At 62.8% G+C, this 14,174-nt stretch carries 12 protein-coding genes; 2 read left to right on the top strand and 10 right to left on the bottom strand.

Annotated features, from left to right (window positions below):
- Positions 1 to 110: 110 nt before the first annotated feature.
- The 5 genes from GPL20_RS23970 to GPL20_RS23950 form a co-directional block, all read right to left on the bottom strand.
- On the bottom strand, positions 111 to 1,547 hold the full coding sequence (locus GPL20_RS23970) for a sensor histidine kinase (protein WP_254125121.1): 1,437 nt from the start codon (positions 1,545 to 1,547) through the stop codon (positions 111 to 113).
- Between the two features lies 1 nt (position 1,548).
- Positions 1,549 to 2,223: a response regulator transcription factor gene (locus GPL20_RS23965; protein WP_157332194.1), complete on the bottom strand. Its 675-nt coding sequence runs from the start codon at positions 2,221 to 2,223 to the stop codon at positions 1,549 to 1,551.
- Between the two features lie 142 nt (positions 2,224 to 2,365).
- Positions 2,366 to 2,929, bottom strand: coding sequence for a MarR family winged helix-turn-helix transcriptional regulator (locus GPL20_RS23960; RefSeq protein ID WP_157332192.1), 564 nt, complete (start codon positions 2,927 to 2,929; stop codon positions 2,366 to 2,368).
- A gap of 577 nt (positions 2,930 to 3,506) precedes the next feature.
- On the bottom strand, positions 3,507 to 4,460 hold the full coding sequence (locus GPL20_RS23955) for an ABC transporter substrate-binding protein (protein WP_157332190.1): 954 nt from the start codon (positions 4,458 to 4,460) through the stop codon (positions 3,507 to 3,509).
- A gap of 167 nt (positions 4,461 to 4,627) precedes the next feature.
- Positions 4,628 to 6,355 carry a cache domain-containing protein gene (locus tag GPL20_RS23950; protein ID WP_157332189.1) on the bottom strand — a complete coding sequence of 576 codons (1,728 nt, stop codon included), beginning with the start codon at positions 6,353 to 6,355 and terminating at the stop codon, positions 4,628 to 4,630.
- 655 nt (positions 6,356 to 7,010) lie between these two features.
- Between GPL20_RS23950 and GPL20_RS23945 the strand changes: the two genes are divergently transcribed.
- A complete protein-coding gene (locus GPL20_RS23945; RefSeq protein ID WP_157332187.1) occupies positions 7,011 to 7,868 on the top strand; it encodes a metal-dependent phosphohydrolase in 858 nt (285 codons plus the stop codon).
- Between the two features lie 185 nt (positions 7,869 to 8,053).
- Here GPL20_RS23945 and GPL20_RS23940 read toward each other — a convergent pair whose 3' ends face one another.
- From GPL20_RS23940 to GPL20_RS23920, 5 genes are all read right to left on the bottom strand, one after another.
- Positions 8,054 to 8,404 (bottom strand): YunG family protein, encoded by a 351-nt coding sequence (locus GPL20_RS23940; protein ID WP_157332185.1) that lies wholly within the window; start codon positions 8,402 to 8,404, stop codon positions 8,054 to 8,056.
- Between the two features lie 387 nt (positions 8,405 to 8,791).
- Positions 8,792 to 9,880, bottom strand: coding sequence for a TRAP transporter substrate-binding protein (locus GPL20_RS23935; protein ID WP_157332184.1), 1,089 nt, complete (start codon positions 9,878 to 9,880; stop codon positions 8,792 to 8,794).
- 164 nt (positions 9,881 to 10,044) lie between these two features.
- Positions 10,045 to 11,133 carry a TRAP transporter substrate-binding protein gene (locus tag GPL20_RS23930; protein ID WP_157332183.1) on the bottom strand — a complete coding sequence of 363 codons (1,089 nt, stop codon included), beginning with the start codon at positions 11,131 to 11,133 and terminating at the stop codon, positions 10,045 to 10,047.
- A gap of 228 nt (positions 11,134 to 11,361) precedes the next feature.
- Positions 11,362 to 12,501, bottom strand: coding sequence for an Mrp/NBP35 family ATP-binding protein (locus GPL20_RS23925; RefSeq protein WP_157332182.1), 1,140 nt, complete (start codon positions 12,499 to 12,501; stop codon positions 11,362 to 11,364).
- A 108-nt stretch (positions 12,502 to 12,609) separates the two neighbouring features.
- Positions 12,610 to 13,044: a VOC family protein gene (locus GPL20_RS23920; protein ID WP_157332181.1), complete on the bottom strand. Its 435-nt coding sequence runs from the start codon at positions 13,042 to 13,044 to the stop codon at positions 12,610 to 12,612.
- Positions 13,045 to 13,230: 186 nt separating this feature from the next.
- Between GPL20_RS23920 and GPL20_RS23915 the strand changes: the two genes are divergently transcribed.
- Positions 13,231 to 14,103: an NAD(P)-dependent oxidoreductase gene (locus GPL20_RS23915; protein WP_157332180.1), complete on the top strand. Its 873-nt coding sequence runs from the start codon at positions 13,231 to 13,233 to the stop codon at positions 14,101 to 14,103.
- Positions 14,104 to 14,174: the final 71 nt, after the last annotated feature.

The raw sequence follows: 14,174 nt of genomic DNA, 5'->3' as shown, positions 1-14,174 counted from the left end.
CAAGAACGCCGAAGCGAAGCTTCGGCTACGGCGCCGGATGAGGGGTCTGCCTCCGCGTGTTCGCCTGCAAGAGACGACTCGCGGAGCGAGACCCCTCACCCGTCTCGCCGCTATCGCGGCGAGCCACCCTCTCCCGCAAGGGGAGAGGGTGCAGCGTCTGTGCCGCGTCGATTCCTCTCAACGACATTTTCCGCCAAGCTGAACCGCAGCGTGAACTCCGCGCCGCCGCCGGGGAGGTTCTCCACCGCGACCGTTGCCGCATGATCGTCCGCCACCGCGCGCACGATCGAGAGGCCCAGGCCCGCGCCGTCGCTGCGCTGGCGGTCGCGGCGCCAGAAACGCTGGAAGATCAGCTCGCGCTCGGCGTCTGCGATGCCCGGGCCGCGATCGCGCACCCTCACTGAGCCGACCTCGCCCACCTCGACCTCGACGGAGGTGTCCCTCGCCGTGAACTTGATGGCGTTTTCGGCGAGGTTGAAGATCGCGCGCTGAAGCATCTCCGAATTGCCGTGGATCAGCACCGGTGCGTCGGCGCCCTTCAGCGCGATGTCCTTGTGCTGTGCGATCGCGAACGGCGCGATCGAGCCGACCACCTCGGCGCAGACGGCGCGCAAGTCCGCGGTCTCGCCGGGATCGAGCACCAGGGTGTCGAGTTCGGCGATCTCCAGCAGCTGGGCGACGATGCGGCTCATGGCTTCGATGTCGGCATGCAGCGCCTGCCGTGCCGCGCCGTCGCCAAGCGTCTCGATCCGCGCGCGCAGGATCGTGAGCGGCGTGCGCAGTTGGTGGGCCGCGTCGGCCGTGAACTGCCGCTGCACCCGAAAGCCGTCCTCGAGGCGATCGAGCGCCTGGTTGACCGCGGTGACGAGCGGCATGATCTCGCGCGGGATCTGCTCGGTCGGCAGGCGGATGTCGGTGCGCGCCGGGCCGATATTGCTGGCTTCCTCGGACGCCTTCCACAGCGGCGCGATCGCGCGGCGGAAGATGATGATGTCGGTGGCGAGCAGGATCAGCAGGGTCGGGATGGTGATCCATCCCACGCGCCGGAAGAAGTTCGAGACGATGTCGTCGATGATGACGTCACGATGTGCCAGATCCTCGGCGACCTGGATGCGCATCGTCCTGCCGTCGATGATCCGGGTGACGCCGGCACCGGAGATCGTGTCGGACAAGCGCGGCGGAGCCGGCGGCGCGGCGCCTGGTTTTCGGCGCGAGGTGAACAACAGATGACCCTCGGCATCGCGGATCTCGTACTGGTAGCGGCCGTAGGCCTCCGAATAGAGGCCCTTGAGGCTGTCAGGCAGGTTGAACGTCAACGAGCCGTCCGGCTGGACGACGATGCGCTCGGCCAGCACCTCGGCCTGGGCGCGCATGGCGTCGCGGTGCAGCTGGTCGATCTCGGAATTGAGCAGCCAGAACAGCACCAGCGGCAGGAAGATCGCGACCATGGCCACCGCGACGATGTGCAGGAACACGATGCGCCAGATCAGCGATCTGAACGTCGGCGATCTCGCGTAGCTCCTGGCGTGCGCCCCGGCCGCGGACACGCTATTTCTCCTCGGCCATGAGATAGCCGACCCCGCGGATGGTGTGGATCACCACCTTGGCGCCGTGCTCGGCGAGCTGCTTGCGCAGCCGCGACACGTAGACCTCGACCGCGTTGGAGGCGACCTCGCCTTCGAGTCCGAAAATGTGGTCCTCGACGTTCTTCTTCGGCACCACCCGCCCCTGCCGGCGCAGCAGGATCTCCAGCACCGAGGTCTCGCGCGCGGAGATGATGCGTGGCTGGTCGTCGACGAAGATCTGCCGGCTCTCGGTGTCGTAGACGAGGTTGGCGAGGCGCAGCGAGCGGCCGAGCAACTGGCCGGGGCGGCGCAGGATCGCCTCGAGCCGCGCCACCAGTTCCTCCATCGCAAACGGCTTGGCGAGATAGTCGTCAGCGCCGCTGCGCAGGCCGGTGACGCGGTCCTGCAAGCCGCCGCGCGCGGTCAGCACCAGCACCGGCAGCGGCTCCATCTGCCGCCGCAGTTCGCGCAGCACGGACAGGCCATCGCCATCGGGCAGGCCGAGATCGAGGATCATCGCGGCGTAGGTTACGCTGCTCACCGCCTCCCGCGCCTCGGCCGCGCTGCCGACAATGTCGCTCTCATAGCCGGCCGCCGCCAGCCCGCCGGCCACGAGCCGCGACAGCTCGACATTGTCCTCGACGATCAGTAGCCGCATCGCATATCCGCCGGATGTTCCGGTGTAATCACGCGGCTCGCGCCGCGTCTGCGCCTTTTTCCAGCATTCGGGGCGCCTCGGCCAGCGAAAAAGCAGCCGGCAGGCCGGTCGCCTGCCCTGTCAGGTTCGCGTAAGCCCTCTTTTAGGTCTGCCCCTCGAAATAGGCGCAAAACAGGCTCGTCTCCTTCTGTGCTAGGGACTTCCGAAAGAGCCGGCACTTGAACTGACGCTCCTTCCTCTCCCCGCTCTCGATCAGGAACATGCATTGACTGCAAACGTCGGTATGGTGACGGCGCTGAGCGACATCAAGGCCGACCAGGACGCGGCGGAGCGTATCGCGCAGCCGCGATCGATCGGGGACCTCGAGCGCCACAATCTGATCGCGCAGTGCGTTGATCGGATCGCGCTCCAGAAACCTTTCGCCGTCTCCTGTAATACAGAGCGTGATCGAGCGCTTATCATCGGCAGAGGGTTTGCGGGCGACCAGTCCCTTGTTCTGGAGCACGGCGGCGATCTGCGATGCGACGCTGCGGGTCGTACCCAGAAAGCTGGCGAGAGCAGTCGGCGTCCGCGAAAATCTGTTTGCGCGAGCGAGAAAGCGCAAGGCCATCCACTCACGATCGCTGAGACCCGAACGACTGCCTTCGAAAAGCCAGCTGTCGGCTGATTGAATCAGGAGTTGTACGATCTCGATTGCCATACTCATTGACAAGTCCCCACGGGAAACGGCCGTCTTGGCATGTCGATCAGGGATCGAGAGCCGCCGTGTTCGGTGAAAGCTGAATTCCCGTCGGGACTGGTTGAGTCCGGTATACCGTACCGTGAAGTCGAACGGCGGCGGTAAGCACACCTGACGCCGCCACGACTTCAGCCCGATTGCTGGATTCCGATAGCCCCGCGGTTCGGCAAAGGGAACACCGAAAAATTACGTATCACCATCGAAAACAAGTATCGCACTCGCAATGAGATTGTTGGCGGCAAATCTCGCGCGCCAGAACACGTTCGAGGAGCAAGCATCGGGAAGCAGGCCGCACTCCTGTCAGGTTTGTGTAAGCAATGAGGGTGCCCTCACGACGCTACGAATCTGTCCTGTTGGGATGCGAGTCGACACGGCCGCTTCTGCCGGTGGCGCACTGGCCTTCTTCCGAAAGCAACTGACGCGAGCTGACCAGCCCTGAATGATGGCGAACCTCTCGCGTTTCGCCGATCGCGCGGTGGAGTTGCGTGGGCCGGCTGCCGTTTCATGACGGCAACCACGCGCGCCTCCATCGGTGAAATCTGGTTTACTCGATCACCTCATCTGCGCCGGCAACGACCGCGGCGGAGAACGGATGGCCGAGCAGTTTCGCTGCCGTCAAGTTGACGACGAGCTCCACCTTTGTGACCAGTTGAACCGGAAGATCAGAAGGCTTCTCGCCCAACAGAACGCGTCCGGCATAGATGCCCGCGCGCCGGTGCGACTGCATGAAGTCTCCTCCATAGCTCATCAAACCTCCAGCCTTGGGAAAGTCTCGCGTTTGCGTGATCGCGGGTGCGCGATATTTCATCGCGAGAGCCGCCAACCGAGCACTGCGAAATGCAAAATATGGGTCGGAGGTGAACACAAGTCCGCTTGCCGCATCCTTCGCCACCGCCGCGAACACGGATTCAAATTCCTCCTCCTTGCTTGCGTTCAATATCTGCAGTTGAACCCGCAGGGTTTCTGCAGCAGCGTGAAGCTTCTGCAATTGTGATTCTGCGGTCGGACTCGTCGGATTGGCGACAACCGCCAATCTGGTCGCTGCGGGTAACAGGTCGCGCATCAACTCAAGCCGCTTCGGCGACACATCGACACTCAGGCTCGAAACTCCCGTGATGTTTCCGCCCGGCCGCGACAGACTGTCCACCACGCGCAGCTGAACGGGGTCGCCGCCCATCTCGAACACGATGGTCTTGGTCGTCCCCGTGGCTTTCGCGGCCAGCGCCACGGGCGCCCCTCCAGGCGCCACGATCACGGCTACATTTCGGGCGACCAGCTCGGCAGCCAAGGCGGGCAATCGGGAGTACTGTCCGTTGGCCCAGCGAAAGTCGATCGTCACGTTGCGACCCTCGACAAAGCCGGCTTCCGCCAGTCCCTGCCGGAAAGCCTCAAGTCGGCTGGCAAAGAGCTCGGGTGACTCCGGGCAGAGATAGCCAACGACCGGCATCGAGGGCTTCTGCCCATACGAGGCAGTCGTCCACGTCGCGGCGCCTGCCATCCAAAGAAGAACATCACGCCGCCTGGCGCGTCTGCCTAGCGTTACTGCTCCAGAGCTGGCGCACCTCATGCTTGCGGACCCGCTGCCGTCAGGCGTTGACAGAGCATAGCCCCGGATACTCAAACAGTCTCTAACGGATTGTGCCAGGCATCCGCGGCCAGCCTCGACTAGAGAGCATCAAAGGATATTCCGAAGACCGGAATAGCTTTGTCAAATCCCTTGATTGCGCGGTCTCCAAGATCCTCGACGGGGCGCTTGCCCTTCACGTCAGCGGCGACTTTCGCGTCGACCAGGATCTCCTTGTCTGCGGCAGATGCGCACAGTCGGGCGGCGAGATTCACAACGCTGCCAATGGCAGTGTAGTCGAGCCGGTCCTTGTAGCCGATCCGGCCGACAGTCGCCGGCCCGCTCGCAAGGCCGATTCCGAAGCCAACATGGTAGCCAAGCGACCGCCAGCCGGCGATAAGGGCTTGCACCTTCTTCTGCATGTCGACGGCGAGATCGATAGCCCTTAATGCAGGCTCGTCGACCGGGACAGGCGCGTTCACCAGCACCATCAGTCCGTCTCCGGAGAAATTGATCAGCGTTGCTTCGAACTTCGCGATGACCCTGCCAAGGTCTTCATAATACTCCGACAATACGTTCATGACGTCCTCAGGTGAAGCTCCTGCTGAAAACGCCGTGAAACCCCTCAAATCGCAGAAGACAACGACGACTTCCGTACGGCGGCCATCCAGCAGGCTGTCATCGCCGGCTCGATCGACGAGATCGGCGACCTGGGGGGCAAGGAATCGCTTGAGTTTGGCTATGCGCTCCTGGTGCTGCTGCGCCAGCGCCAGTTCGGCAGCCATCTTGTTGAAACTGTTTGCAAGGCGCTGGAGCTCGTCCCCGGTGTGGATTGAGATGCGATGGTCAAAGGATCCGGCACCAATCCTTTCCGTGCCCTCCTCGAGCAGCTTGATCGGCTCGGTCATCCGGTCCGCTAATGCATAGGCAAGAATCCCTGCCAACATGGTACTGATTGCAAGGAACGCGGCGGTCCGCCACAGGGCGCCATAGATCGGCGCGTATGCTTCAGATAGCGGCTGCGCGACCACGACCGTCCAATCGGGGCCCTGTACGGGAGCCGCGCTGGCAGCAACATATTGTCCCTGTGCATCCTGACTCGTTGCGAAGCCCGCCTTCGGCCCGATTGCATCCCGCATAGCCCGAAATGGTCCGGAGGTTGCTTCTTCCGCCCCGCGGAGAACGAGGCTGATGTCGGGATGGGCGATAAGGCGACCCGACCGATCCAGGACAAAGGCAAAGCCGGTCTTTCCGACCTTGATCGCCGAGATCACATCCCAGATCAGCTTGAGGTTGACTTCGGCTACGACTGCGCCGACAGCCGGTCGATTGCCGACAATCGCAACCGTAATGTACGGCTCGGAGCCTCGATAGTAGCTGACGTCGCTGAACCAGACCTGATCTGCTTTGGCACCAACCAGCGCGGGATCGGCTGATCGGTTTGTGCGGCTCTCAATTCGATTGAGGCCGATCCGCGAGATGTAGAGCCGCTCGAGACCATTGCTGTCGAGAAGCGTGAGGCTGGCGATGGCAGGCGCTTGTCGAAGGAGCCGCAACGCGTCAGTCCGCCGGCGTTCGTCGGGCTCGTCAGTCCATGGAAGCTGGACCAGCCAGCCAAGCTGACTTGTGATGCCGTGGATGAAGTCGTGTATTTCGGCGGCCGCGGATGCCGACTGGACGCCGAGCCATTGATCAAGCCTCGCACGCTGATCGCGATAGCCGAACCACGCTTCGGTGACGCCATTGAATGCGAGTGGGATTGCCACAGCCAGGAACAGCGCGATCAGATATTTATGAAAGAGCCCGCGAAACCGATCTTGAGGAATCATGTTCCGGTTTCCTGTACAATCACACAGATACAATAGCCGAGAATAACATGTCGCTGCGCCGTCATGCGGAATTCGTCGAATCCCGACGGATACGGGTGCACTCTTCGCGCTTTTGAGACGGTCTGGTCACGCGGTCTGGCGACAAGAAGGCGCCATGGCTAAGTCGCCGGCCGATACCAGCCTCCGACGGCACAGGTATTCGACGGCGCCAGTCTCCGGCCCACTGGCCATCCAAGTCAATCGGGCGGCGTCAGCGCGCCAAGGCGCTCGGCCCCATCGTGTCGTCCGCCGTTGGTCGTCCGCACCGACAAGGCAAACCATGACTTTGTCTTGTGTGGCCCTGGAGGGGACGTGCCGCCAAGATCGGCGTGATGGCGGCTTTTGTTCTCCCTAAGCGGACGTTGCTACCGGGCAGGCACCGCCGGGCCTCGCTCCCACCGTTGATCTAGGTCAAACATCACCCCTTTCTTTGGCTTCACGTTATGTTCAGCCGCATTTGAGGCGGCGACGTCACTCTTCAGTTCGCTGCAGAAAGCGGAGCATCACGATGCATCCGCGGCGCACCTGGCAACTTCCAGGTCGGCGTCGCATTCTTCCCGTCGCCTCCTCTCCCTCCTGATCCTGACGTGCGTCAACGAACGCGAGGAGCTTGTCCATGATCACGATTCCAGAGTTGACATCCCAGGCGCTCGGCGCGTTCCTCATCTCGGAGACAAAAGGCCGCTTCGGCGCATCGCATGCCAACTTGCCGGAATTGCTCCCCTACGCAGCGAAGCTGGCCATGGAATGCATCGGTAACAGCGATGCACTGTACCACAACGTCGAGCATACCCTGTTGGTTACGCTGGTGGGGCACGACCTTCTCATCGGCCGCTCTCTTCTAAGGCCGACGACAGCCAGCGATTATGCGCACTTTATCCTGGCATGTCTGATTCACGACATCGGCTACGTTCGGGGAATCATTCACGGAGACCAGGAGGGGGTCTATGTCGTCGATGGTACCGGCCGGACGGTTGAGTTGCCGATCGGCTCATCCGATGCAGCGCTTGCGCCATATCACGTCAATCGCTCAAAATTGTTCGCAATAGAGCGGCTCGACGCCGTCGACGAAATTGACGCCGCTCGTATTGCCCAAGCCATCGAGTATACCCGCTTCCCTTATCCGGACGCACCAACCGGCGAACCTAAGGATGACTTGGACGAGGAGGAAGGTTTGTTGCTGCGTGCCGCGGATCTGATCGGTCAACTCGGCGATCCGAACTACATGAAAAAATCAAATGCGCTCTTCTATGAATTTGAGGAGATAGGGCTCAACAAAACGCTCGGATACGCCACGCCCGCGGACGTGGTGTACAAGTATCCTCAATTCTACTGGACCAAGGTTGCACCGCAGGTCCAAACTGCCATCCGCTATTTGAACGTGACCTCAAGCGGAAGACAATGGATCGGCAACCTGTATGGCAATGTCCTTCGCGCCGAGCGAGAGGTCAGACTATCCGGCCCACAGATATAGATTGGCGTTTCCAAACGGTGGGTTCGGCACTGCCGGCAACGAAAAACGCTGGTCCGAAGTTCGTAGGATGGGTAGAGCGAAGCGAAACCCATCGCTCGGTCAGCCCCCGGAACGATCGCGCGCGCTGAATCTCCGGCGGTGAGAGGATGGGTTTCGCTGCGCTCTACCCATCCTACGAGGCCACCCTAACCTGACCTCATACGATTTTCCTGGAACGCTGCTCTGAGTTCAGCCAGTTGATCACTCGTTGCCCCCCGCTCTGCGTCGGCCCGATTTGTCAGGAAGTCCATGTAATCGATCGGCTGATCGAACTGGCTAGCCGTGAAGTCATATCTTCGGCCTTCGATCCGATTGTAGAAATGGTCGCCTTCCGGCAGAGGCGTCTTCAGCAAGTCACCGCCGAAAAGTTCGTGAATGAGCAACGAGGTGACGTTGCATTGCCCTGCCGCCGGATTGATCGCGGTCCACTGGCTGGCGGTCGACGCCGACCATGCCTTGCGCAGCGCGGTTTGAACACCATCTGGATCGAAGCTCATTGTCACGTCCCGGGATCGGCGCCGCCACGCAAATTTCGGATTTTTCGATCATCGCTTTTTGCCACTGTTTTGCCCGACGAGTCAAACGACTTCGCAGCTCGGAGGATAAAATGGAGCGAGGCGAAACCGATCGCCTGACCGGTCTCCAATGGCGTTGTCGAGGCGAAAATACGGGGCAGGCTTCGGCCTAGCCAGGATCGCGCCTTGCCGCCGGTTTGCCCAGCGCCGTCAAACAATTGGCGGCATCCGCCGGGCATCGCGCCCTCACCCCATGTCTACTGTGCATGGGGTTGTTTTCCATATTTTTGTTGGACGCTCTGCTGAACGCCCCAACAACAACGCCCCGAAGCCTTCGCTCCGGGGCGCTGCAATCGACAGATCGTGCGATCAGCTCTGCGAGCGCCGCGCCATGAAGATGTCGTAGCCGACCTCGGCCACCTGGAACCAGGCGTAGCCGTCGCTCGTGAACTTGGCGAGGGAATCGTTGACCTTCTTGAAGCTGGGGTTGGTCGCACCGACTTCGGCGTGCAGCTCCTTGGCGGCCTTGTAGCAGGCATCCATGATCGGCGGCGAGAAGGCGTGCAGCTTGGTGCCGCCCGCGAGCAGCTTCTTCAGCGCCAGCGGATTGGCGGTGTCGTAGCGCGCCATCATGTAATTGTTGGCATAGTGACCGGCCTGCTCCAGCACGCTCTGGTAATATTTCGGCAGCGCGTTCCACTTGTCGAGGTTGACGAAGGCCAGCAGCATCGGCCCGCCTTCCCACCAGCCGGGATAGTAGTAATGCGGCGCGATCTTGTAGAAGCCGAGCTTCTCGTCGTCATAGGGACCGACCCATTCGGCGGCATCGATGGTGCCCTTCTCAAGCGCCGGATAGATGTCACCGCCGGCGAGCTGCTGCGGCACCACGCCGAGCTTCTGGAGCACGCGGCCGGTGAAGCCGCCGATGCGGAATTTCATGCCCTTGAGATCGTCGGGCGTGTTGACCTCTTTCCTGAACCAGCCACCCATCTGGCAGCCGGTGTTGCCGGCGAGCAGCGAGACGACGTTGTAGCCCTTGTAGAACTCGTTGAGCACCTCGCGCCCGCCGCCCTGCATGTACCAGGCCTGGTTGATGCGCATGTTGGGGCCGAACGGCACGGCCGAGCCGAAGGTGAAGGTCGGGTCCTTGCCGAAATAATAGTAGGACGCGGTGTGGCCGATCTCGCAGGTGCCGTTCTGCACCGCGTCGAGCACCTGGAGGCCCGGCACGATCTCGCCGGCCGCGAAGATCTGGATCTGGAATTTGTTGTCGGTCGCCTCAGCAACCATCTTGCACATCATCTCGGCGCCGCCAAACAGCGTGTCGAGCGATTTCGGCCAGCTCGTCGGCATGCGCCATTTGATTTCCGGCATCGACTGCGCGATCGCGGGCGCCGCGAGCGTGGCGGCACCGGCCGCACCAAGTCCTGTGACCTTGATGAAGTCTCTTCTCTTCATGATTTCCTACCCTGATGGATCTGATTGTGGAGCCTTCTTGGCGAGGCTTGGGAGCAGCATGGAACATCGCCGAGCCGAATGCCATCCCGATCGCACTGCGACAAAGAAAAAGCCCGGCCTCCAATGGAGGCCGGGCCATTCGGTCTTACGACTTAAGCCGTAGATCAGCCGCGGGTGCGCGAGCGGATCATGAAGCTGTCGTAGGTGTATTCGGCGACCTGCCACCACAGATATTCGTCGGAGCGGTAGGCCTGCATGGCGTCGATCGACTTCTTGAAGTCGGGGTTCTTGGCCGAGATCTCCGCCCACAGCTCGTTGGTCGACTTGAGGCAGGCCTCGAGCACTTCGTTGGTGAAGGGGCGAAGCTGGGTGCCGCCGGCGACCAGACGCTTCAGCGCCGCCGGGTTCTGCATGTCGTAGCGGGCGGCCATCCAGCTGTTGGCGTTGGCCGTCGCGTTGGTGAGGATCGCCTGGTAGCTCTTCGGCAGCGCATTGAACTTTTCCAGGTTGGCGAAGGCATGGACGGTCGGACCGCCTTCCCAGAAGCCCGGATAATAGTAGTACTTGGCGACCTTGGCGAAACCGAGCTTCTCGTCATCGTAGGGGCCGACCCACTCGGCCGCATCGATGGTACCCTTCTCCAGCGCCGGATAGATGTCACCGCCGGCGAGCTGCTGCGGCACCACACCGACCTTCTGGAGCACCTGGCCGGCAATGCCGCCGATGCGCATCTTCAGGCCGGAGAGGTCGGCAACGGTCTTGATCTCCTTGCGGAACCAGCCGCCCATCTGGGTGCCGGTGTTGCCGCAGGGGAAGCCGATCACGTTCGACTTCTGGAAGAACTCGTTGCCGAGCTCCATGCCACCGCCCTGGTACCACCACGAGTTCTGCTGGCGCGCGTTGAGGCCGAACGGCACCGAGGCGTAGATCGCGAACGTCGGGTCCTTGCCGACATAATAGTACGAGACGGTGTGGCACATCTCGACCGTGCCGCTCGAGGTCGCATCGAGCGCCTGGAGGCCAGGGACGATTTCGCCGGCGGCGAACACCTGGATCTGGAACTTGTTGTCGGTCATCTCGGCGACGTACTTCGCCACCTGCTCGGCGCCGCCATAGATGGTGTCGAGCGACTTCGGGAAGCTCGAAGTCAGGCGCCACTTCACCTCGGGCGAGGACTGCGCGATCGCCGGCGAGGCCACTGCGGTTGCCGCCGCGCCTGCTGCCGACACTTTCAGAAAATCACGACGCTTCATCTTCAGGTCTCTCCTTGCTGGGGCGTTTTCCCCTTAAACTTCTCTTTCGCCACCGCTCATTCCGGCGACGCGTTGGGGCCGCGTCGAACCGAAGGGGCTTGACTGCCGTGGGCCTTTAACACGGAAGGGGCGCTTTCGAAACGCGACATTGGCATGACGGGGCTCTACGAAAGTCGCATCTCCCCAAAGGGATCCCAAGGGATCGAATGGCGTGGCCATGGCGGCCGGCTAGGCCGCGGCGATGACGCCCTTGAGCTGGTCCCGGACATGTCCCGCAATGGCGCGGTAGATCGCCGCATGGGCGCCGTCCGGCTCGCTGTCGACGACAGGATTTCCGGCATCCGAGGTGGCGCGAATCGCCATGTGCAAGGGGATCTCGCCCAGGAACGGTACTCCGAGCTTCTCGGCCTCGTGCCGGGCCCCACCATGGCCGAAAATATCCGACTTGGTGCCGCAATGCGGGCACTGGAAGTAGCTCATGTTCTCGACGATACCGAGCACGGGCACGTTGACCTTCTTGAACATCGCAAGTCCCCGCCGTGCATCGATCAGCGAAAGGTCCTGCGGGGTCGAGACGATCACGGCGCCCTTGAGCGGCACGTTCTGCGCCAGCGTGAGCTGGGCGTCCCCGGTGCCCGGCGGCATGTCGACGACCAGCACGTCGAGCCGGCCCCATTCGACGTCGCGCAGCATCTGCGTCACAGCCGACATCACCATCGGTCCGCGCCAGATCATCGCGGTCTCTTCCTCGACCAGGAAGCCGATCGACATGATGGCAAGGCCGAAGCGGCGGAGCGGAATCATCTTGCGCTCGGCGTTCAGCTCCGGCTTGTCGCGGAGGCCCGTCAGCCGCGGCACCGAGGGGCCGTAGATGTCGGCATCGAGCAGGCCGACCTTGAGGCCGAGGTCGCGCAGCCCCAGCGCCAGATTGAGCGCGGTGGTCGACTTCCCCACCCCGCCCTTGCCGGAGGCGACCGCGATCACGGCGGCGACGCCGGGGATTTCCGACTGCCGCGACATCGGCGATTGGCCGCCCTGCGGCGGCTTGTGGGCATGGACCGGCTGCACCCCGGGCGCGCCACGGCTCGGCGTTGGCGGCGGCGGCGGCGGCGCGGAGCCCGGCTTGCGTTCGGCGGTGAGCGCCACCATGACGGTGGTGACGCCGGGAATGGCGCGGACCGCGGCTTCCGCTTCGGCCCGGATGGACTCCCAGGCCCGCGCCTCGGCGGCATCGACATTGATCGAGAAGAATACCTTGCCGCCAGACGCGCTGATCGCGCTCAGCACATTGGCGTTGGTGAGAGCCACCCCGCGGGGCGACTTGATCCTGGCGAGGCTGTCGAGAACCTGTTGCTGCGTCACGCTCAAAGCGCATCTCCTGAACAGAGCATGATCCGGAAACGTGTGTCGCGGTCTTCCGATCAGATCATGCTCAAGGCTTTAGGATGCCCCATTAGAGCGGAAACGCCCAAAAGGCTACTGCCGGCCGATATCGTCAGCCTTCTCGGCGGGCGCGGCGCCCTGCTCCCGGGCCGCCTCGTAGTTGAGCTCGATCATGACCCCGTTGGGGTCGTGGACGAAGATCTGCCAGAGATCGCCGCCGGGCACCTGGCGGGCCTCGAACTTCATCCCCTTCGACGTCAGCCGCTGCTTCATGCCGTCGAATCCGCTGCTGACGAAGGCGACATGATGGACAACGCCGGAATCCGGCTTTTGTGGCTCGGAGGTCGGCGAAATATCGACGAGGTGCACCACCGGCCTGCCCTCGCTGTACATCCAGGCGCCCGGAAAGGCGAAATTCGGCCGGGCCCCGTTTTCCAGGCCCAGCACGTCCTCATAGAAGCGGACGGTCTCAGCCAGCTTGCGGGTGCGGATGTTGAAATGGTCGAGGACGCCGACGCTTACGCCCATGCCTTCACTCCCTTGATCATGCAATTGCCTGCCCCCGCCATCCTAGCACAGGAGGAGGCCAAACGAAGCCGTTGCCCTCCCGCCGCAAGGGTTTATGGTGCGCCCCAATCCGCCGCCACGGCGGAACCAGGCGCCCCCCGCCCGGCAAGAACCGTAAAAACCCAAACTACGGACAAGGTACCACACATGGCTAAAGTCGCTTTCCTCGGTCTCGGCGTCATGGGCTTCCCCATGGCCGGACACCTCGTGAAAAAAGGGGGCCATGAGGTCACCGTCTACAACCGCACCGCGGCCAAGGCGACGGAATGGGCTGACAAGTTCGGCGGCAAGACCGCAGCGACCCCGAAGGCCGCCGCCGAGGGGCAGGATTTCGTGATGTGCTGCGTCGGCAACGACAATGATTTGCGCGCGGTCACGATCGGCGCCGACGGCGCCTTCGCCGGCATCAAGAAGGGCGCTACCTTCGTCGACCACACCACCGCCTCTGCCGAGGTCGCGCGCGAGCTTGATGCGGCCGCCACCAAGGCCGGCTTCAAGTTCATCGACGCGCCGGTCTCCGGCGGCCAGGCCGGGGCCGAGAACGGCGTGCTGACGGTGATGTGCGGCGGCGCGCAGGATGCCTATGCCGGCGCCGAACCAATCATCACAGGCGCCTATGCGCGGATGTGCAAACTGCTCGGGCCCGCCGGCTCGGGCCAGCTCACCAAAATGGTCAATCAGATCTGCATCGCCGGCCTGGTTCAGGGCCTCTCCGAAGGCATCCACTTCGCCAAAAAGAGTGGCCTCGACGTCGCCGACGTGATCGATACCATCTCCAAAGGGGCGGCGCAGTCCTGGCAGATGGAGAACCGCTACAAGACCATGAACGAGGGCAAGTACGATTTCGGCTTCGCGGTCGAATGGATGCGCAAGGACCTCTCGATCGCGCTGGCCGAAGCCCGCCGCAACGGCGCCAACCTGCCGGTGACGGCGCTGGTCGACCAGTTCTACGCCGAGGTCGAGAAGATGGGCGGCAAGCGCTGGGATACTTCGAGCCTGCTCGCGCGTCTGCAACGCTAAGGAGCATCTTGACGGTTGCTGCTGGGCACTGCGACCGTCCCGGACCTTGTCGCGGCCTGCGCCGCGACGAG

It is taken from the genome of Bradyrhizobium cajani (assembly GCF_009759665.1).
In the GTDB taxonomy this organism is placed as follows: domain Bacteria; phylum Pseudomonadota; class Alphaproteobacteria; order Rhizobiales; family Xanthobacteraceae; genus Bradyrhizobium; species Bradyrhizobium cajani.
Note: the sequence above shows the minus strand (reverse complement) of the source record. Positions and strands in the feature narration are given on the sequence as shown.